Source organism: Roseomonas sp. SRI_022, from assembly GCF_057586215.1.
In genome coordinates, this window is the sequence record NZ_JBYCZL010000014.1 from 76,203 (window position 1) to 94,405 (window position 18,203).

18 protein-coding genes and 2 pseudogenes are annotated in these 18,203 nt (G+C 67.6%); 17 read left to right on the forward strand and 3 right to left on the reverse strand.

What is annotated here, in order from left to right:
• Positions 1-9: 9 nt before the first annotated feature.
• Positions 10-494 (forward strand): annotated as a pseudogene (locus AC2YHJ_RS15565) (transposase); the annotation flags it as partial.
• A gap of 45 nt (positions 495-539) precedes the next feature.
• Here AC2YHJ_RS15565 and AC2YHJ_RS15570 read toward each other — a convergent pair.
• Positions 540-929, reverse strand: coding sequence for a VOC family protein (locus AC2YHJ_RS15570; RefSeq protein WP_487396992.1), 390 nt, complete (start codon positions 927-929; stop codon positions 540-542).
• A 167-nt stretch (positions 930-1,096) separates the two neighbouring features.
• On the opposite strand from AC2YHJ_RS15570, the gene AC2YHJ_RS15575 reads away from it, so the two are divergent.
• The 6 genes and pseudogenes from AC2YHJ_RS15575 to AC2YHJ_RS15600 all read left to right on the forward strand — a co-directional run.
• Positions 1,097-1,948 (forward strand): sulfurtransferase, encoded by an 852-nt coding sequence (locus tag AC2YHJ_RS15575; RefSeq protein ID WP_487396993.1) that lies wholly within the window; start codon positions 1,097-1,099, stop codon positions 1,946-1,948.
• 84 nt (positions 1,949-2,032) lie between these two features.
• The gene (locus tag AC2YHJ_RS15580; RefSeq protein WP_487396994.1) at positions 2,033-3,007 is read left to right on the forward strand and encodes a Bug family tripartite tricarboxylate transporter substrate binding protein; all 975 of its coding nucleotides are present in this window, start codon (positions 2,033-2,035) and stop codon (positions 3,005-3,007) included.
• A 399-nt stretch (positions 3,008-3,406) separates the two neighbouring features.
• Entirely contained in the window at positions 3,407-3,556 is a 150-nt protein-coding gene (locus tag AC2YHJ_RS15585; protein WP_487396995.1) for a hypothetical protein, read from the forward strand.
• 2 nt (positions 3,557-3,558) lie between these two features.
• Complete coding sequence (locus AC2YHJ_RS15590; protein WP_487396996.1) at positions 3,559-3,777, forward strand: hypothetical protein; 219 nt, start codon at positions 3,559-3,561, stop codon at positions 3,775-3,777.
• A gap of 99 nt (positions 3,778-3,876) precedes the next feature.
• Positions 3,877-4,823, forward strand: a protein-coding gene (locus tag AC2YHJ_RS15595; protein WP_487397064.1) for an IS630 family transposase whose coding sequence is annotated in 2 segments (ribosomal slippage) — positions 3,877-4,209 and positions 4,212-4,823 — 945 coding nt in all. Because the reading frame shifts where the segments join, the coding sequence is not laid out codon by codon here.
• An 86-nt stretch (positions 4,824-4,909) separates the two neighbouring features.
• A pseudogene (locus AC2YHJ_RS15600) lies at positions 4,910-5,667 on the forward strand (IS5 family transposase); the annotation flags it as partial.
• Between the two features lie 18 nt (positions 5,668-5,685).
• On the opposite strand, the gene terL reads toward AC2YHJ_RS15600, so the two are convergent.
• Both terL and AC2YHJ_RS15610 read right to left on the reverse strand, forming a co-directional pair.
• Complete coding sequence (terL, locus tag AC2YHJ_RS15605) at positions 5,686-6,225, reverse strand: phage terminase large subunit (protein ID WP_487397065.1); 540 nt, start codon at positions 6,223-6,225, stop codon at positions 5,686-5,688.
• Positions 6,226-6,401: 176 nt separating this feature from the next.
• Positions 6,402-7,142: a GntR family transcriptional regulator gene (locus AC2YHJ_RS15610; protein ID WP_487396997.1), complete on the reverse strand. Its 741-nt coding sequence runs from the start codon at positions 7,140-7,142 to the stop codon at positions 6,402-6,404.
• 123 nt (positions 7,143-7,265) lie between these two features.
• On the opposite strand from AC2YHJ_RS15610, the gene AC2YHJ_RS15615 reads away from it, so the two are divergent.
• From AC2YHJ_RS15615 to AC2YHJ_RS15660, 10 genes are all read left to right on the forward strand, one after another.
• Positions 7,266-8,597 (forward strand): aspartate aminotransferase family protein, encoded by a 1,332-nt coding sequence (locus AC2YHJ_RS15615; RefSeq protein ID WP_487396998.1) that lies wholly within the window; start codon positions 7,266-7,268, stop codon positions 8,595-8,597.
• A gap of 26 nt (positions 8,598-8,623) precedes the next feature.
• Positions 8,624-9,694, forward strand: coding sequence for an ABC transporter substrate-binding protein (locus AC2YHJ_RS15620; protein WP_487396999.1), 1,071 nt, complete (start codon positions 8,624-8,626; stop codon positions 9,692-9,694).
• 26 nt (positions 9,695-9,720) lie between these two features.
• Positions 9,721-10,755, forward strand: a complete 1,035-nt coding sequence (locus AC2YHJ_RS15625) for an ABC transporter ATP-binding protein (RefSeq protein ID WP_487397000.1) — start codon at positions 9,721-9,723, stop codon at positions 10,753-10,755.
• Positions 10,736-11,593 (forward strand): ABC transporter permease, encoded by an 858-nt coding sequence (locus tag AC2YHJ_RS15630; RefSeq protein ID WP_487397001.1) that lies wholly within the window; start codon positions 10,736-10,738, stop codon positions 11,591-11,593. Before AC2YHJ_RS15625 ends, AC2YHJ_RS15630 begins: the two co-directional genes overlap by 20 nt.
• Complete coding sequence (locus AC2YHJ_RS15635; protein ID WP_487397002.1) at positions 11,580-12,389, forward strand: ABC transporter permease; 810 nt, start codon at positions 11,580-11,582, stop codon at positions 12,387-12,389. Before AC2YHJ_RS15630 ends, AC2YHJ_RS15635 begins: the two co-directional genes overlap by 14 nt.
• Before the next feature lie 7 nt (positions 12,390-12,396).
• Positions 12,397-13,728, forward strand: coding sequence for an NAD(P)/FAD-dependent oxidoreductase (locus AC2YHJ_RS15640; RefSeq protein ID WP_487397003.1), 1,332 nt, complete (start codon positions 12,397-12,399; stop codon positions 13,726-13,728).
• A gap of 75 nt (positions 13,729-13,803) precedes the next feature.
• On the forward strand, positions 13,804-14,502 hold the full coding sequence (locus AC2YHJ_RS15645) for a hypothetical protein (RefSeq protein WP_487397004.1): 699 nt from the start codon (positions 13,804-13,806) through the stop codon (positions 14,500-14,502).
• Entirely contained in the window at positions 14,499-15,596 is a 1,098-nt protein-coding gene (locus AC2YHJ_RS15650) for an NADH:flavin oxidoreductase/NADH oxidase (RefSeq protein WP_487397005.1), read from the forward strand. The genes AC2YHJ_RS15645 and AC2YHJ_RS15650 overlap by 4 nt, the downstream gene beginning before the upstream one ends.
• Complete coding sequence (locus tag AC2YHJ_RS15655; RefSeq protein ID WP_487397006.1) at positions 15,586-16,584, forward strand: succinylglutamate desuccinylase/aspartoacylase family protein; 999 nt, start codon at positions 15,586-15,588, stop codon at positions 16,582-16,584. The genes AC2YHJ_RS15650 and AC2YHJ_RS15655 overlap by 11 nt, the downstream gene beginning before the upstream one ends.
• A gap of 22 nt (positions 16,585-16,606) precedes the next feature.
• Entirely contained in the window at positions 16,607-18,181 is a 1,575-nt protein-coding gene (locus AC2YHJ_RS15660) for an ABC transporter substrate-binding protein (protein WP_487397007.1), read from the forward strand.
• Positions 18,182-18,203: the final 22 nt, after the last annotated feature.

Below are 18,203 nucleotides of genomic sequence, written 5' to 3' on the forward strand. Positions count from 1 at the left end.
GAGGGTGCCATGAAGCGGCAGCGGTACACGGAGGAGCAGATCGCCTTCGCGCTGCGGCAGGCGGAGAGCGGCACGGCGGTGGAGGAGATCTGCCGCAAGTTCGGGGTGTCCGAGCCGACCTTCTACAGCTGGAAGAAGCAGTTCGCCGGGATGGACGTGGCGGGGATCCGGCGGCTGAAGCAGCTCGAGGAGGAGAATGCCAGGCTCAAGCGGCTGGCGGCGGATCTGACGCTCGACAAGATGATGTTGCCGGACGTGCTGCGGCGAAAGTGGTGAGGCCGGCCGGGTGCCGCGACGTGGTACGCCACCTGCAGGGCGCCTACGCGGTCGGCGAGCGGTGGGCCAGCCATGCCACGGGATTCCATTGGTCGTCACAGCGCTACCGCGCGCGGCGGGATGCGCAGACCGAATTGCGCGTCCGGCTGCGGGACCTGGCGGCTAGCCGGGTGGGCTGCGGCTACCGGCGACTGCATGTGCTGCTGCGCAGGGAGGGCTGCCCGCCTGCACCGCGGCTGATGCCTTCCACGGCGCGGCGGCCGCTACAAGGCGCCGAACAGCCGCGCGACATCGGGGTTGTGGAATCGCTGCACCTCGATCGCATAGCCGGCCGGATCCTCGAAGAAGAAATGCTCGCAATAGGTGCCACGCTGGATCTCCGTTAGCTTCGCGACGGCGGCGGCACGCATGCGCGCATGCCAGCCCGCGACATCCTCGTCGACGATGGTTAGCAGCACGGCGTTGCTGGGCTGGTGGCGCAGATGGCCGCGATGACCGTCCACGATGCCGAAATAGCTGCCGCCGACGATGCGGTAGATCCGCGCCATGGTCTGGTCGAGAACCAACTCGAAGCCCATCACCTTCTCATAGAAGGAGGCCGCCGCAGCGAGGTCATCGTAATAGAAGAAGGTGATGGCGTAGGCGGCGGGCATGGCGGGCTCCCCTTTGGCCGGCATCGGCCGCAGCAAAGCAAGAGCCCGTGCGGAGGGCCAGCGGCTCGCTCGGCGCGGATAGCCCGTGGCCTTGCGCGCGGCCACGGTCTATCACCCTCGACCAACGGGCCGTGTAGTCTTTCGCGGGCTAAGGAGGTTCCATAACCATGGCTCTGCGCGAGACGGTCTTCATCACCGCCGCCGCCCTGGCGCGCCGCCTGGCGGAGGCCGCGGCGCCCACGATCCTCGCCGTGCGTAACCAGGGGCCGGAGGCGCTGGGGGGATTCGCCGCGGCACCGCGCATTCCCGGCGCCGTGGACATCGACCTGCCAAGCGAGCTGGCCTCCCCCGGCGGCGGCGCGCGCGGCAGCCGCCCGCTGCCCGCCATCGCCGACCTGCAGCGCGATGCACGCCGCTGGGGGCTGACGGAAGGCCGGACGGTGGTGCTCTACGACCATGACCGCTGCCTGACCGCGGCGCGCGGCTGGTGGGTGCTGCGGTGGGCGGGGTTGACGGATGTCCTGATGCTCGATGGCGGTTTTCCGGCCTGGCAAGGCGGGGGCCATCCGGTCGTCACCGCGCCTGGTACGCCGGCGCCGGGCGGTGTGGTGCTCTCGCCCGGCCATATGCCGGTGCTGGATGCGGATGCCGCTGCGGCGATGGCGCGCGACGGCGTGCTGCTCGATACGCGCATCCGCGGCAACTACATCGGCGGCGCTGTCGCGGCGGGCCAAGTGCGGCGCGGCCATATCCCCGGATCGGTCAGCGCCCCGGCCGCGGATGCGTTGACCGAGACCGGCACCTTCCTCGATGCCGAGACGCTGCGGCATCTTTTTGCCGCGCTTGGCGCGGATGGCACGCGGCCGCTTGGCGTGACCTGCGGCGCTGGCATCTCGGCGGCGCATGGCGTCGCGGCGCTGGCCTCCATCGGGCTCAGCGCGGCGATGTTCCCCGGATCCTGGTCGGCCTGGGCGGCGGATCCGGCGCGCCCGGTGGTGATCGGCGGCCAGCCCGGATAGCGCGCCCGCGCCGCGCCGGGCTTGTGCTTTCATGGCACCGGACGACATGCGATGGCTTCAACACCTGTCCGGGAATGCCGCGCCATGACCATCGATCGCCGCCGCCTTGCCCTGCTGCCGGCCGGGCTGGTCGCCGCGCCCGCCCTGGCGCAGGACGGTCCCTGGCCGAGCCGCGCTATCCGCATGGTGATCGCCTTCCCGCCGGGTGGGCTGACCGACGTGAATGGCCGCCTGGTCGCGCAGCGCTTCCAGGCGGAACTCGGCCAGCCCGTGGTGGTGGAGAATCGCGGCGGCGCCGGCGGCACGGTCGGCACCCAGGGTGCGGTGCGATCCGCGCCGGATGGCTATACCCTGGCCTTCGCCGCGCCCTCCACCCACGTGACCGGCCCGATCCTATTCCCCAGCCCCGGCTATGACGGCATCAGTGATGTCGCGCCGGTCGGCGCCTTCGCCACCATCGGCAGCATCGCGGTCGTGCATCCTTCCGTGCCCGCGGCCAGCGTCGCGGAGCTGGTCGCCCTGGCCCGCGCCCAGCCAGGGCAGTTGAATTTCGGCTCGGCGGGCGCCGGCGGGTCGGTCCATCTGGCGGGCGAGCTGTTCAAGATGCGCGCCGGGGTGGACATCGTGCACGTGCCCTATCGCGGCGGCGCGGCGATGCTGACGGACCTACTCAGCGGGCGCGTGCAGATCGCCTTCGACAACCTGCCGCAGATCCTGCCGCATGTACGCAGCGGGGCGGTGCGCGCGCTCGCCGTCACCAGCCGCGAGCGGTCCCGCTTCATCCCGGAACTGCCCAGCATGATCGAGGCTGGGGTGCCGGACTACGACGTCACCTCCTGGTTCGGCGTTACCGCGCCGCTCGGGACGTCGCAGCCCATCGTCGCGCGGCTGAACGCCATCATGCGCGCCATGGTCGCGGACCCGACGGTGCTCGCACAGTTCCAACAGATGGGCGCGGAGCCGCTGTCGATGACGCCGCAGGAATTTGGCGCCTTCTTGCGGAGCGAGCGCGAACGCTACGCAGAGATCATCCGCGTCAGTGGTGCGCGGGTAGACTGACGCCGTGATGGGTGACGTCGGCAGCGCCCTCCCGGCTGCCATCGGCGGCTGTCAGGGGTCACCGCCGCTACCGTGCATCGTGCTGCTGCCGCTGCAGGTCAGCCTCACCGCGTTGATCGGCCCTCCGCTCCGCGCCTTGCTGGAAGTTGCGCGCTCCCCGGGGCTCGGCGCGGTCATCGTGGCACTGAACGCGTTGATGGGCCTGCCGCCGGTACTCTGCGGGCCGCTAATCTATCTGTTGCTGCCGCGCTCGGACATACTCGATCCATCGGGGCTGCTGTTCTCGCTGCCGGCGACAATGATCCCGCAGGCGGTGATGATCATGCCCATCGTCGCCGCGCCGGCGGCATCGTGCTGCCGGCCGAAGCCGTGGTGCGCAGCGCCGACGGACCGTAGGTGGTGTTTGAGATGCCGGGCGCGGAGCATTTCGTCTCGCGGCCGGTGCGCGTGCAGCCCCTCGATGGGCGCCACGTCCTGGTGACGGCCCGCCTGGAACGCGGCGCGCGCGTTGTCACCGAAGCCGCCATCCTGATCGCTCAGGTGCGCTGAGCATGTTCAGCGCGCTGGTCTCCGCCAGCCTGCGCAACCGGCTACTCGTTCTGGCAGCCGCCGCGATCGTCGTCATCTATGGCTCGCTCACGCTGCCGCGCTTGCCGGCGGATGTCTTCCCGGACCTCAACAAGCCGGTTGTCACGCTGATGGCGAGGCGAAGGGCCTCGCGCCCGAGGAGGTCGAACTGCTCGTCTCCTTCCCGATCGAGACGGCGATGAACGGCATACCGGGCGTCACGCGCGTGCGCTAGAGCATTTTGAGGTTGCACAGATTCGCGGGTTCTGATTCGACGCTGGTGATGGAGCATCGAGGTGATGATGACGGCACCGTTGTCGGGGGATCTGCGTCGCCGGCTGATCCGTGCGGTGGATGCAGGTAGTTCGGCGCGTGAGGCGGCACGGCGGTTCGAGGTGAGTGCCTCGGCGGCGATCAAGCTGGTGCGGCGGGTGCGCGAAACCGGCAGTGCTGCGCCCGCCAAGATCGGCGGCTACCGCAAGCCGCTATTGGCGGAGCACGGAGATCTGCTGCGCAACCTGACCACAGCCCGGCCTGGCATTGCGCTGGCGGAGATCCAGGCGGAGCTGACCAAGCGTGGCATCGAGACGGGTTCGTTGACGACGATCTGGTCGACGCTGCGCCGGCTGGGGCTGCGGCACAAAAAAAGTCGCTGAGGGCTACCGAGCAGGACCGGCCGGATGTCGCCGCCGACCGTCGCCAGTGGCGGGTGTGGCAGCGCTACATGGACCCCGAGCGCTTCGTATTCCTCGACGAGACCGGCGCCAGCACGAACATGGTGCGTCGCTACGGCTGGGGACCGCGCGGCGAACGCCTGGTGGATGCAGCACCGCATGGCCATTGGCGCACCACCACCTTCGTGGCCGGACTGCGCAGCACCGGCTTCGTCGCTCCCCTCGTGCTCGACGGGCCCATGACGGGCGAGGCTTTTCGGGCCTATGTCGAGCAGTTCCTCGTTCCCACCCTTGCACCTGGCGACGTCGTGGTGATGGACAATCTCGCCGCCCACAAGGTCGCCGGCGTGCGAGAGGCGATCCGCGCTGCCAAGGCCAGCCTCATGCACCTGCCTGCCTATTCGGCCGACCTCAATCCGATCGAGCAGGCCTTCGCGAAGCTCAAGGCAGGGCTCCGAAGGGCCGGCGCCAGGACACGCGATGCGCTCTGGTCCACCATCGGCAGCCTGCTCAACACCTTCACCGAACCCGAGTGCCGAAACTACCTCGCCAACTCAGGATATGCGTTCGAGTAAACAGAAAGCGCTCTAGCTTCAGGACCCATTAATTGCCTGGAGCGACGCGGCGGGGCGTGATTCTGGGTGTGGTGGAGGTGCCCCCCATGCCCACGCCGCCGTTTCTGCTTTCCACTGCCCAGATGCTACGGCTTTCGCCGCACTTCCCACTCTCGCATGGCATGCCGCGGGTGGATGACCGGCGGGTGCTCAGTGGGATCATCTACGTCATCCGGCATGGCCTTCAGTGGCGCGATGCTCCCACCGCCTACGGTCCGCCCAAGACCCTCTACAACCGCTTCGTCCGCTGGAGCCGGATGGGTGTCTTCGACCGGATCTTCGCCGCTCTTGCCGCCGAGGGCGGTCCGCCCGCGCGACTTATAATCAATAGCACGCACCTCAAGCCGCATCGCACCGCCGCCAGCCTGCTCCAAAGAGGATTCTTCCCCGTTGTATCGGCTGCACCAAGGGCGGCCTGAACACCGAACTCCATGCCGCTTGCAACGGGCAAGGCCGGCCCGTCGTGCTCCTCCTCACCGAAGGCCAGGCCAGTGATCACCGCGGTGCCGCTCTGATGCTGCCGCAGTTCCCAGCCGGGGCACGCGAACTGATTGCCGATCGTGGCTACGACAGCGCCCGCTTCCGCGACGCACTGATCACCCGCGGCATCGCACCCTGCATTCCACCGACGCGCAGCCGGAAGGTGCCAATCCCCCACGACGCGTTGCTCTACCGCCCGCGCCACCGTATCGAGGTCATGTTCGGCAGGCTCAAAGACTGGCGCCGCATGGCCCCGCGCTACGATCGCTGCGCACACACGTTCTTCTCCGCCATCACCCTCGCCGCCACCGTCACCTTCTGGCTCAATCAGTGCGTCCTGAGCCTAGCTTTGTTCGCGTTGATCCTCGATCAGCGTGATGCCGACGTGATGCTTGAGTTCGTTCCACTCATCCTGTGTGGCGTGAAAGAATCCGTCACGTTCGCGCCAGATCTTGCGCCCGCTCCTCACCGTGAATTTGGCCGAATCGCTGGTGTGATCAAAAACAATTTCCAGGTCCTCCGGCGTGAGGCCGAAGTTCCTCAGCCACATCAGGCGGAAGAAATCAATCGTTGCGTCCGCGCTGTTCGGCTGGCCGATGTGAGCTAAAGCCTGCGCGGTCGCATCAACTTGATCATCATGGCGGCCCTTGGGGAACATCGCCATCTCGTGCAGGTAATCGTGCAACCATGGCGCCTCGCGCGGCAGATAGACTCGCCCCGCCTCAATCCTCGGCGTCTGCGCCGCCATCCGCATCACCTTGTCCTTGTCGGCCTTGATCGCCTCGATCCGCGCGAAGCCCTCCCGGCTCAGCTCCTGGATCAGCTGCGTTCCCGCCGACGAGTCCTCGATCAGGACGACCCCAGCGCGGTGCTGCTCGCCCAGCTTCCGTCACAAGACCGGCTGGATCTGGCCGAGAGCGCAAGGTCGGCTTCCGGACGCACTGAACTGTGAAGCAGCCATTGTTTGAACACTCAGCTCCGAAGTTGGGACAGGACTGCAGCCAGTTCTGTTCTGTACCGAAGGCGCAGGACACCCAACAACTGTGAGTGGGCGATGCTTCACGCCTTTCGGCGGCGCTTCGGACTGGCGTCGCTCAGGGGACGCAACCCTTCGATGCCGTTCTCTGCGACCGGATCATCTGCGAACTCCATCCGGTCAAGCAGATAGGCCGTGGCAGCCTCTATTTCCGCTTTCAACTCGACTGCCGCGGCAGCGCCATCCCGGGCGCGCAGGGCATCGAGTATCTCGCCGTGATGGTTCCCCGTGGGCACGCGGCCCAGGATCATCCAACGTGCCTCCCGGAATAGAGGTCCCCGCCGCAACCACAACGCCTCGATTATGCCGAGCAGCATCGGCGTGGCAGCAGCCATGTAGAGCGTAAAAAGGAAGTCGCGGTCGGCACGCAGCACGCCTTCCGGATCGTTCGCCCTGCGCGCCGCGTCCCCGCTGCGGATCGTGACTGCCAGTGCCTCCAGCCCATCGCCATCGATTCGCTCTGCAGCCAGCCGCACGGCGAGAGGCTCGAGCTGCGCCCGGATAGCACCAAGCTCCTGGAACGTCGCCCGCGTCATTCGCGGCACGATCGCCGTGCCATTGGGCAGCACGTCCACCGCCTGTTCCGCGGCCAATCGCCGCAGGGCCGTGCGCGCCGGCATCGGGCTGGTGCCCAGTGCCGCGGCGATCCGGCGGATGGACAGTTTCTGGCCGGGCGCGAACAGGCCTTCCATCAACGCCTGTCGCAATCGGCGAAAGGCCTGTTCCTCGAGAGAGATCGGTGTGGACTCGGAGGTGACTTGCATGGCTGGAATTTTGTGATCACACTATGACTGAATTCGGGATTTCATAAAAGGACATCCTGTGACGGATCGCAGATTTCTCGATCGTGCGGATGAGCGTGACCATTCCGCGGCGGCCCCGACCCGATGAGCGTCGCCCTCGCTGCCGCGCGCAACAGCGACCTCCCGACATCCCTGGCGGAAGCCCGCACGCACTACGCCGCCGCGCGCCCGGCGAGTGCCGCCCAAAGCCGGCTGGCGGCGCAGGTCCTGCCTGGTGGCAACACGCGCTCTGTCCTGGCCTATGGGCCCTTCCCGACCGCCATGAAGCGCGGCGAAGGCTGCCGCCTGTGGGATCTCGATGGGCGCGAATATCTCGACCTGTGCGGCGAATACACCGCGGGGTTGTTCGGCCATACCGAACCACGCATCCACGCCGCGTTGCGTGAGGCGCTGGCACAAGGGTTGAACCTCGCGGCCGTCGGGCAGGCCGAACAGCGGCTGGCGGCCATCCTGTGCGAACGCTTCCCGTCGATGGATCGGGTGCGCTTTACCAACAGCGGTACCGAAGCGAATCTGATAGCCGTGATGGGCGCGCGCGCCTTCACCGGTCGTCCGGCCATCTTGGCCTTCCGGGGCGGGTATCATGGCAGCGTCCTGACCTTCCCCTTGACGACGACGAGCGCGACGGCCGTGCCGATCCCGACCGTCCTCGCCGATTACAACGATATCGACAGTGCCGCATCCGCCATCCGCGACCATGCGGACCGGCTTGGTGCCGTGATCGTCGAACCCATGCTCGGTTCCGGCGGCTGTCTGCCGGCGACGCGGCCCTTCCTCTCGGCCCTGCGCGAGGAGACGGCAAGCTACGGCATCCCGCTGATCTTCGACGAGGTGATGACGTCCCGCATGTCAGCGGGCGGCCAGCAGCGGCGGCTGGGCCTGACACCGGACCTGACCACGCTCGGCAAGTATATCGCCGGCGGCATGAGCTTCGGCGCCTTCGGCGGCCGCGCGGAGATCATGGACCAGTTCGGCGGCAGCCTCTCCCATGCCGGCACCTTCAACAACAATGTCCTGTCCATGGCGGGCGGTGTCGTCGCCATGGGCGAGATCTTCGACGCCGCGGCGGCCGATGCGCTGTTCGCGCGCGGGGAGAGGCTTCGCGCGCGGCTCAACGCCGTCTGCGACGCCGCGAGCGTGGAGATGTGCTTCACCGGCCTCGGCTCACTGATGACCGTCCAGTTCCGCACGCGCGGCCTCGATCGCCCCGCCGTCCCGAGCGCGGCAGAGGATGATCTGCGCGAGTTGTTCTTCTTCGACATGATGGAAGCCGGCATCTACGTCGCCCGCCGCGGCATGATCGCGCTCAGCCTGCCGGTCGGCGATGCCGAGATGCTGCGCTATGTCGACGCCGTCACCGAATTCGTCGCGACCCGCCGGCCGCTGTTGCGCCCGCGACAAGCGGCTCTGGCCTGAACGCAAAGCGACCGAAGGAGGAAATCATGACAATCCGAACGACCCGTCGGGCCATCCTGACCACCGCCGGAGGCATCGCCGCCGTCGGGCTGCCGCGCATCGCCTATGCCCAGGGCGCCACGCCGCCGAAGCCCGACCGCATCGTCGTCAACGCCTCGGGCGGCGCCATGTCGAACAACCTGCGGCGCTTCTATTTCTCGGAGTTCGAACGCGAGCACGGCATCCGCATCGTCGATACCTCGCCAGTCGATTTCGGGAAGTTGCGCGCGATGGTCAACAGCGGCAATCCGGAATGGACCGTCACCGAGATCGGCGGCCAGGACGCCTCGCGCGCCAAGGAGCTCAACCTGCTGGAGCCCATCGACACATCCGTGGTGGATCTGTCGCGTTACCCTGCCATCGGGCGGCAGTCGCATGTCTTCGTCGGCGCCACCTCATCGACCGCGCTGGGATATCGCACCGACGTTTTCCCGAATGACAGCCAGCCGAAGGGATGGGCGGAATTCTGGGATGTGCGGCGCTTCCCCGGGGCACGATCGCTCCGGAACCATCCGGTGGACAATCTGGAATTCGCGCTGCAAGCCGATGGCGTCGCGATGGACAAACTCTATCCGCTCGACATGGATCGCGCCTTCCGCAAGCTCGATGAAATCCGCCCGCATATCGCGGTGTGGTGGAGCACTGGCGCGCAGCCGGCGCAGATGCTGATCGATCGCGAAGTCGTCCTCACCAGCGGCTGGAACGGTCGCTTCTTCGAGCTGACCCGGCGCGGCGCGCCTGTCGCCACGGACTTCACCGGCGGCGGGCTCAAGACCAGCGCCTGGGGCATTCCGCGCGGCACGCGCAACGCTTACTGGGGCCAGCAGTTCTTCCAGACGCTGACCAATCCCCGACTCCAGGCTGCCTACGCGACCGAATTGTCCTATGCCGGACTGCATCCCGACACGATCAACTACGTGGCCGAGGACATCCGCCCCATGCTGCCGGTCGCACCCGCGAACCTGGCGAAGCAGTTCTGGACGGACCTCGATTGGTGGACCGAGAACGGCGCCCGCGCCCAGGAACGCTGGAACCGCTGGATGCTCCGTCGTAGCTGATACAGGACCAGCGCGTGAATCTCTCAGTGAAAGGCCTCGTCCGGCGCTTCGGCGCCGTCGCGGCACTCGGCGGCGTGGACCTCGATGTCGCCGAGGGCGAATTCCTGACCATCCTCGGCCCATCGGGTTCGGGCAAGACGACGCTGCTGAAGTGCGTCGCGGGCTTCGAGATTCCAGATGAAGGCGCGGTGCTGCTCGGTGGGCAGGACATCACCCTGACCGTGCCGCGGCGACGCGACGTGGGCATGGTGTTCCAGAACTACGCGCTGTTCCCGCACATGACGGTGTCGCAGAACGTCGCCTTTCCGCTGGAGATGCGCCGTCGCCCGCGTGAGGAAATCACGCGGCGGGTTCAGGAGGCACTGCGCCTGGTGGAATTGGACGGCTTCGGCGAACGGCTGCCGCGCCAGCTTTCGGGCGGGCAGCAGCAGCGCGTCGCTCTAGCGCGCGCGGTGGTGTTCGGTCCTCGCCTGTTGCTGCTCGACGAACCATTCGGCGCGCTGGATCGCAAGCTGCGTGAATCGCTGCAGCTGGAAGTGCGGAACCTACAGCGGCGTCTGCGGCTGACGACGCTGTTCATCACGCATGACCAGGAAGAAGCCCTGATCATGTCGGACCGCATCGCCGTGATGGAAAAGGGGCGGCTGGAGCAGGTCGGCCTGCCCGGCGATCTCTATGCCCGACCGGCGACGCGCTTCGTCGCGGACTTCCTGGGTGAATCGAACCTGCTGGAAGGAACGGCTCAAGGCATGGGCGCGGCAGTGCCCGGCTTCGGCACGGTGCCCGTGACGGCGGCGGCCGGCGCCGTCACGCTGCTGCTGCGACCCGAGGCCCTGCGCCTGGGCAGCGAGGCGGAGGCCATGCCGTGCCGTGGCCGCGGCACCGTGATCGACACCGTGTTCCTCGGCCTGTCCGCCAAGTTGCGCGTCCGCATGGACGGTGGTGGCGAAGTGCTGGCGCGCGTGCCGCTCCGCCCGTCCACGCCCGCACCGGCACGGGACGGCGACACGGTCCCGGTCGGCTTCGCGCCGGAGGACGTCCATGTCGTCCCACGGGGATAGCCGCCGCATCATCGCGCGGCGGCGCGAGACCGGCCTGTTCATGCTGGCGCTGCCGGCGTTGATCCTCCTCGGTGTCATCTTCGCCTGGCCAGTGCTGCAGCTTCTTGCGATGTCGGTCGAGGGCGGGACGCTGGAGTATTTCGAGCAGGCGACGCTCGACGAGCTCTACGTCACCGTGTTGTTCGAGAGCGTGAAGATCGCCGGCCTGGTCATGGTGATCTGCCTGCTACTGGCCTATCCCGTCGCATTCTGGATGTCGCGCGCAGGCCGGCTCGGGGTGGCGGTCGCCATGTTCGCGCTGTTGTTGCCGTTCTGGACCTCGGTCCTCGTCCGTACCTATGCATGGCTGGTGCTGCTCGGCCGCAACGGCGTGGTCAATCGCGCCCTGCTCGATTGGGGGGTGATCAGCGCGCCGCTGCCGCTGCTGCACAATCTTGGCGGCGTGCTGATCGGCATGGTGCATGTGCTGCTGCCCTACATGGTCTTCCCGATCTACGCGTCGTTGCTGCGGATCGACCCTGATCTGTCGCGCGCCGCGGAGGGCCTCGGCGCGCCGGCCTGGCGGTCCTTCCTCCGCATCACCCTGCCGCTGTCGCTGACGGGCGTCTCAGCCGGCTGCGCGCTGGTCTTCGTGTTGTCGCTCGGCTTCTTCATCACGCCGGCGCTGCTGGGTGGCGGGCGCGTGATCATGGTTTCGATGCTGATTGAACAGCAGGTGCGGGAGTTCCTGGACTGGCCCTTCGCCGCCGCGCTTTCGACCGTACTGCTGGTGGCGACGCTTGCCATCTATGCGCTGATCGGGCGCATGACACGGGGGGCGCGCCTTGCGACGCCATAGACGCCTTTCGCTCGGCAAGTGTGCCCTGGCCGCCTTCTCGGGGCTGATCTTCGCCTTCCTGCTGCTACCGCTGCTGGTGGTGTTCCCGATCTCGCTGTCCTCGGCGGCGTATCTGCAATTCCCGCCGCCGGGATTCTCCTGGCAGTGGTATGAGCGCTATCTCAATGACCCGAGCTGGATCGAGGCGACTATCCGCAGCGTGAAGGTGGCCGCCCTCTGCACCGTTCTCGCCATGGGGCTCGGCGTACCGCTGGCCTTCTTCCTGGTGCGGTCGCGCATGGCGGGCGTGCGCGTGCTCGATCGCCTGGCGGCGGCGCCGATCATCGTGCCGACCATCATCCTGTCCATCTCCCTGTATGGCGTGTTCTCTCGCCTGCAACTGATCGGGGAGTGGTACGGGGTCGCAGTGGCGCATACCGTGTTGGCGCTGCCCTTCGTCGTCATCCTGGTGGGTGCCGGGCTGCGTGACTTCGACGAGGCGCAGGAACAGGCGGCCGCCGGCCTTGGCGCGCCGTGGCCGCGCGTGATCTGGCGCGTGACGCTGCCGCAGCTGCGCCCCAGCCTGGTCTCCGCCGCCTTCCTGTCTTTCATCAGCTCCTTCGACGAGCTGGTGCTGGCGATGTTCCTGTCCGGCGCGTCGATGACGCTGCCGAAGAAGATGTTCGACAACATCATGATGGAGATCGACCCGACGATTGCCGCGGTGTCGGTCCTGCAAATCCTGCTGGTGGGCGTGGCACTCGGCCTGACCAGCCTGTTCGGGCGCGGCGCGCTCACATCGACAATCACGCGCTGAGGACACGATGGACACCAACGTCTTCCATCCCGACTTCAAGGCCCGCCCCTTCTGGTGGGAAGCCATCGCCATGGGCGAGGACGACCCGCCGACGGACCTGCCAGCCAAGGCCGATGTCGTCATCGTCGGCGGTGGGCTGACGGGGCTGAACTGCGCGATCGAGCTCGGTCGCGGCGGCGCGCAGCCGGTGGTGCTGGATGCGGAACCGCTCGGCTTCGGCGCATCCACGCGCAATGGCGGCGGCGTGTCGGGTGGCAACAATGTCGGCAAGGGCCTGTCCGGTGCGAAGGGCCGCCAGAGCCCGGAGGAGATGCGCGACTGGCTGCGCGCCATCATGGGCGATGCCTCGGAAGGCCTGACCTTCATCGAGACGTTGATCCAGCGCGAAGGCATCGACTGCTTCTACGAACGCACCGGGCGCTTCGTCGGCGCCTGGACGCCGAAGCACTACGACGGCATGGCGGCGAAGATCGACACGCTGAACGAATTCGCCATGGCCGACGCGTCGATGCTGCCGCGCGAGCGCCAGCGCGAGGAGATCGCCTCCGACTACTACTATGGCGGGATGCTGGTGAACCGCACCGGCAAGATCCATCCAGGGCTGTACCATCGTGGGCTGATGCAGGCGGCGCTGCGCCATGGCGCAGTACTGCTCGGCCGAACGCGAGCCGGGTCCCTCACGCGCATCGCGGACGGGTGGCGCGTCGAGACCTCCCGCGGGCCCATCATTGCGCGCGAGGTCGTCATCGCCACCAATGGCTATACGGGCTCGCTGGCGCCGGACCTGAAGCGCCGGCTGATCCCCGTAGCCTCGCATATCATCGCGACCGAGGAACTGGACCCGGAGCTGGCGCGCAGCCTGATCCCGAACCAGCGCACCCTCGCCGACAGCCGCCGCATCCTCAGCTACTACCGGCTGTCGCATGACAACCGGCGCGTGATCTTCGGCGGTCGCGCGCGCTTCACGCAGGTCTCGCCGGAAGTGTCCGCACCGATCCTGCATTCGATGATGTTGCAGCGCTGGCCGCAGCTGAAGGGCACGCGCGTGACGCATGCGTGGACCGGCAACGTCGCCTTCGCCTTCGACTACCTGCCGCATATGGGGCGCACGGAAAAGGGCCTGCACTACGCGATGGCCTGCAACGGCGCCGGCGTCGCGATGCTCTCCCATCTCGGCGCGGAGGTCGGCAAGAAGCTGCTGGGCAAGACCAACCAGCTACCGGTCTTCGACGGGCGGGATTTCCCGACCCGCCCCTTCTACACGGGCACGCCGTGGATGCTGCCGATGGTGGGCAATTGGTATCGCTTCCGCGACTGGCTGGACCGGCGGGTGGCGTAGTGCGGGGGGCGCGATGGTGGATGGTCGTCGTCCCGGGCGCCTGCCATGATGCCGCCAACCACGAGGGAGGATGGCATGGGTGAGCCGGTCTTCTACGTCGTCGAGATCGAGCCGGCCGCCGAGGCGCTATCATCCTTCGCCGACTGGTACGCATCGGTTCACGCGCCGCATCTGTTCAATGCGGGCTTCACCAACTGCACCTCCTACATCGGAACGGCCGGTACGATGTCGGTGGTGGACATCTACCAGGCCGATGATTGGGACATGTTCACTCGCCCCGCTTTCGAGCGGTATCGCGCCGTAGCGGTCGCCGATCCGTGGCGGCCGGCGGCCATCAAGGGCCTGCCCAACAGCCGCACGGTGTATCAGCACCATGCGACGACGCCGTTGCCTTCGCGTGATGCGGCCGCACCGCTCGATGCCGACTGGATCATGATCTGGCGGTTCGACGGCGACGCGGCGTCCGAGGCGCGCATCGCCGCATGGCTCGGCGATGGCGGCGCCGCTCTGCTCGCCGGTCGAGGTGCCAGCCAGGTGCGTCTGCTGCACCGCGGGCGCGACGCGCCGACTGGCCCTTCGATCCGTCCACACCTTGCACTCGTCACGGAATGGGCGACGCAGCCGCCTTCGGACGTTACGACGTCCCTGCCCGACTGGCTGTCCGCGCGCATCGACCCGGCCTTGGGCTTCGTCGGATGGCGCCTGTACCCCTGGGCGCTTGATCCCGCGCTGCGCCTTGCGACCGCCCCCAAGCGCAATGGAACCGCTCCATGAGCCAACTCTTCTCCCCGATCACCTTGCGTGGCCTGACGCTGCCGAACCGCATCATCATCGCGCCGATGTGCGAGTTCCACGCCGTCGATGGCAATGCCACGGATTGGCACATCATCCATCTCGGCCATCTGGCGCTGTCCGGCGCCGGGCTGCTGATCATCGAGGCCACCGGCGTCGAGCCCCGCGGGCGGATCAGCCGCGAATGCCTCGGCCTCTACAGTGACGAGAACGAGGAGGCGCTGGCGCGCGTGCTGTCCATCGTGCGCCGCTACAGCAGCATGCCGATCGGTCTGCAAGTTGGTCATGCGGGGCGCAAGGCATCGGTCGTCAATCCAACCGCGGGGCGGCGTTACGGTCATGCCTCGATCGAGGAAGGCGGCTGGTTGCCGATTGGGCCTTCCGCGATCCCCTGGGCCGAAGGCTGGCCCGTGCCGCGCGAGATGACCCGCACGGACATGGAAGACGTGCTCGCCGCCTTCGCCGACGCGACGCGGCGCTGCGCACGGCTCGGCATCGACCTGCTCGAGATCCACGGCGCGCATGGCTACCTCGTCAGCAGTTTCCTCTCGCCCATCGCCAATCAGCGCAAGGATGCCTATGGCGGCAGCCTCGAGAACCGTATGCGCTTCCCGCTGGAAGTGTTCGAGGCGGTGCGTGCCGCCTGGCCGGAAGATCGCCCCCTCGGCGTCCGCTTCAACGGCACGGATTGGATCGAAGGCGGCATCGACACGCAGGAGGCCGTCGCCTTTGGCACCGAACTCGCGCGTCGTGGCTGCGACTACGCGGACATGTCGAGCGGCGGCAACGGCTTCGCGACTATCCCCGACGGCCCGGGCTACCAGGTGCCGTTCGCCGCGGCGGTGAAGGCGGGCGCGGATATGGCAACCATGGCGGTCGGGCTGATCCGCGAACCGGTGCACGCAGAATCGATCATTGCATCCGGCGAGGCGGACATGATCGCAATCGGTCGCGGCATGCTGAACAATCCCCGCTGGCCATGGCACGCTGCAGAGGAACTCGGCGTGCAGATCGAGGTTCCGCCCGCCTATATCCGCGCCGCGACGCGCGCGGGGCGTAACGCCCATGCCCGCTGAACCAAAGCGCTGGCACATCGACCTGCCCGGCACGCGGGTGGATGAATTCCCCTGGCGCATCCATGTCCAGGAATTCGGCAGCGGCGGACCCGCGACGGCGATCCTCGCCGGCATGATCGGCGACAAGCCGCTCGGCGTGCTGGCGATGCACGAACTGGCGCGGCGGCTGCGGCAACGCCCAGTGAAGGGCACGGTGCTGATCTTGCCGGTTATTAATCCCTTCGGTTTCCAGGCGGCGACGCGGCACAACCCGGATCTCGTGGAACTCAACCGCCGCTTTCCCGGCGCGCCGCATGGGGCCGTGTCGGACCAACTGGCCCATGCGCTGTTCCACGCGTTGAAGGAACGCGCCGACTGCGTGATCGACGTGCATTCCGGCACGCCGATCCGCGCCACCGAATTCGCCTATGACTACGGCAATCTCGAACTGACGGCGTCCTTCGGCTACATCCCCGTCATGGTCGGGCGGCATACGCCGGGGCAGTTGTGCACCGAGGCGAAGCGCGCCGGCATGCAATCCACGCTGATCGAATTCGGTGGCGCTGATCGCAACGACATGACCATGGCCGTCGAAGGCTGCCTGAACATGCTGCGCTACCGCGGCCATCTCGATGATGCGCCGACGGGGCCGGATCGCGTGGACATCCTCGATCAGGTGAAGCTGTTCTTCGCCTCGAAGGATGGCGCGCTGTGCAGCGATTTCGGCGCTGAGCAGGTCGGCAAGCCGGTCGGCCCGGGCGTGATCGGCTGGGTCACCAGCATCGTCACCGGCGAACGACTGGAGGAATTCGTCATCGACCCGATTGGGCGGGAGACAGGCACCGGCCCCGGCTTCGACCGCTGGGGGCCGGCTGTGATGAAACCCTTCGTGCCGAAGGCGCCACCCATCCTGATGGTGGGCCAGGCGGTGCCGGCGATGGTTCGGCCAGGGACGCTCACCTACATGGCCGGCTGGGTCGGCGACACGATCACAACGCCGCGTCGCTGAAGGCGCGCGAGGAGGAAACGAGATGGCCCGTCACACATCCCTGGCCACCGCCGCCGCGCTCGCGCTGGCCCTGGCCGCACCCGCCGGTGCGGAGAGCGTGCTGCGCTACGCGCCCAGTTCCGACCTCGCGACACTGGATGCAATGATCACCACAGCGACGACCGTCGGCCAGCACGGCAGCATGGTCTATGACACGCTGTATTCGCTGGACGAGAACCGCGAGCCGCGCCCGCAGATGGTCGGGCGCGAGGAGATCTCGGCCGACGGGCTAACCTACCGCCTGACGCTGCGGCCTAGTTTGCGCTTCCATGACGGTCAACCGGTGACGTCGGACGATGTCGTCGCCTCGCTGAACCGCTGGATGGTGCGCGACACGCTCGGCCAGTTGCTGAAGACCAATCTGCAATCGCTGTCGCCCGACGGCGCCGATACGGTAGTCTTCCAGCTGCACCGGCCATTCCCGTTCCTGCGTCTCGCGCTGGGCTCCATCACCGGTGCGCAGCCGCTGATCATGCGGCGGCAGGATGCGCAACAGGACCCGTTCCGCCCGGTGACGACGGCCATCGGCTCCGGCCCGTTCCGCTTCGTGCCGAGCCGCTACATGCTGGGCGTCGGCGCGGTATGGGAGCGTAATCAGGATTACGTGCCGCGTGACGAACCATCGAACGGGCTGGCCGGCGGCAAGCGCGCCCTGGTCGATCGCGTGGAGATGCATTTCATCCCCGACGCCGCGACGCGCGGCAACGCCCTGCGGCGCGGCGAGATCGACCTGATCGACCAGCTTCCGGCCGACATGATCCCGCTGCTCCAGCGCGACCGGAATGTCGTGGTGACGCGGCTCGCACCGCTCGCCTCCGTCTCCTATCTCCGGCCGAATTTCCTGCACCCGCCCTTCAATGACGTGCGCGCGCGCCGGGCTCTGGCGCTGGCCGTCAACCAAGCGGATTTCATGGCGGCCGGCTACGGCACGCAGGAATGGTGGCGGCCGTCCTGCTTCTCCTTCTTCGGCTGCGACACGCCCAACGGCACGGAAGTCGGCTCCGAACCCTATCGCCAGCAGAACATGGAGCAAGCGCGGGCGCTGCTGCGCGAGTCAGGCTACAACGGCGAGCGCATCGTTCTGATCGGCACGCGCGAACTGCCGGCGCAGCAGGCGCTTGCCGAGGTGGCGGCCGATGCGCTGCGGCGGATCGGTGCCAATGTCGACCTGCAGCTCATGGATTTCGCGGCGGTGCAGGCGCGCCGCCTCAACAAGGGCGATCCGGCGACGGGCGGCTGGCACCTGACGCCCTCCGCGCTGTCCGGCACGGGTATGTGGACGCCGCTGCTCAATGTGACGATCAATACCAATTGTGAGCAGCGGAACTACCTCGGCTGGCCGTGCAACGAGAACATCGAACGCCTGCGCACGGCCTATGCGGCGGAACCGGACGAGGCGCGGCGCGCCGCGATCCTTGAGGAACTGGCGCGTGCCCTATGGGACTTCCTGCCGGTGGTACTGACCGGCACCTATTACTCGCCCTTCGCCTGGAGGCGGGAGGTCTCGGGCGTGATCCGCACGGCGCCGCTGGTCTTCTGGAATATCGAGAAGCGCTGAACGCCGAGCCCGGAGGAGGCCA

Bases quoted from the DNA above. Each gene is read 5' to 3' on its own strand.
- AC2YHJ_RS15630 (WP_487397001.1), top strand. From the start codon at position 10,736: ATGTCGTCCCACGGGGATAGCCGCCGCATCATCGCGCGGCGGCGCGAG.
- AC2YHJ_RS15575 (WP_487396993.1), top strand. From the start codon at position 1,097: ATGGCTCTGCGCGAGACGGTCTTCATCACCGCCGCCGCCCTGGCGCGC.
- AC2YHJ_RS15620 (WP_487396999.1), top strand. From the start codon at position 8,624: ATGACAATCCGAACGACCCGTCGGGCCATCCTGACCACCGCCGGAGGC.
- AC2YHJ_RS15590 (WP_487396996.1), top strand. From the start codon at position 3,559: ATGTTCAGCGCGCTGGTCTCCGCCAGCCTGCGCAACCGGCTACTCGTT.
- AC2YHJ_RS15640 (WP_487397003.1), top strand. From the start codon at position 12,397: ATGGACACCAACGTCTTCCATCCCGACTTCAAGGCCCGCCCCTTCTGG.
- AC2YHJ_RS15655 (WP_487397006.1), top strand. From the start codon at position 15,586: ATGCCCGCTGAACCAAAGCGCTGGCACATCGACCTGCCCGGCACGCGG.
- AC2YHJ_RS15615 (WP_487396998.1), top strand. From the start codon at position 7,266: ATGAGCGTCGCCCTCGCTGCCGCGCGCAACAGCGACCTCCCGACATCC.
- AC2YHJ_RS15580 (WP_487396994.1), top strand. From the start codon at position 2,033: ATGACCATCGATCGCCGCCGCCTTGCCCTGCTGCCGGCCGGGCTGGTC.
- AC2YHJ_RS15650 (WP_487397005.1), top strand. From the start codon at position 14,499: ATGAGCCAACTCTTCTCCCCGATCACCTTGCGTGGCCTGACGCTGCCG.
- AC2YHJ_RS15660 (WP_487397007.1), top strand. From the start codon at position 16,607: ATGGCCCGTCACACATCCCTGGCCACCGCCGCCGCGCTCGCGCTGGCC.
- AC2YHJ_RS15610 (WP_487396997.1), bottom strand. From the start codon at position 7,142: ATGCAAGTCACCTCCGAGTCCACACCGATCTCTCTCGAGGAACAGGCC.
- AC2YHJ_RS15570 (WP_487396992.1), bottom strand. From the start codon at position 929: ATGCCCGCCGCCTACGCCATCACCTTCTTCTATTACGATGACCTCGCT.
- AC2YHJ_RS15645 (WP_487397004.1), top strand. From the start codon at position 13,804: ATGGGTGAGCCGGTCTTCTACGTCGTCGAGATCGAGCCGGCCGCCGAG.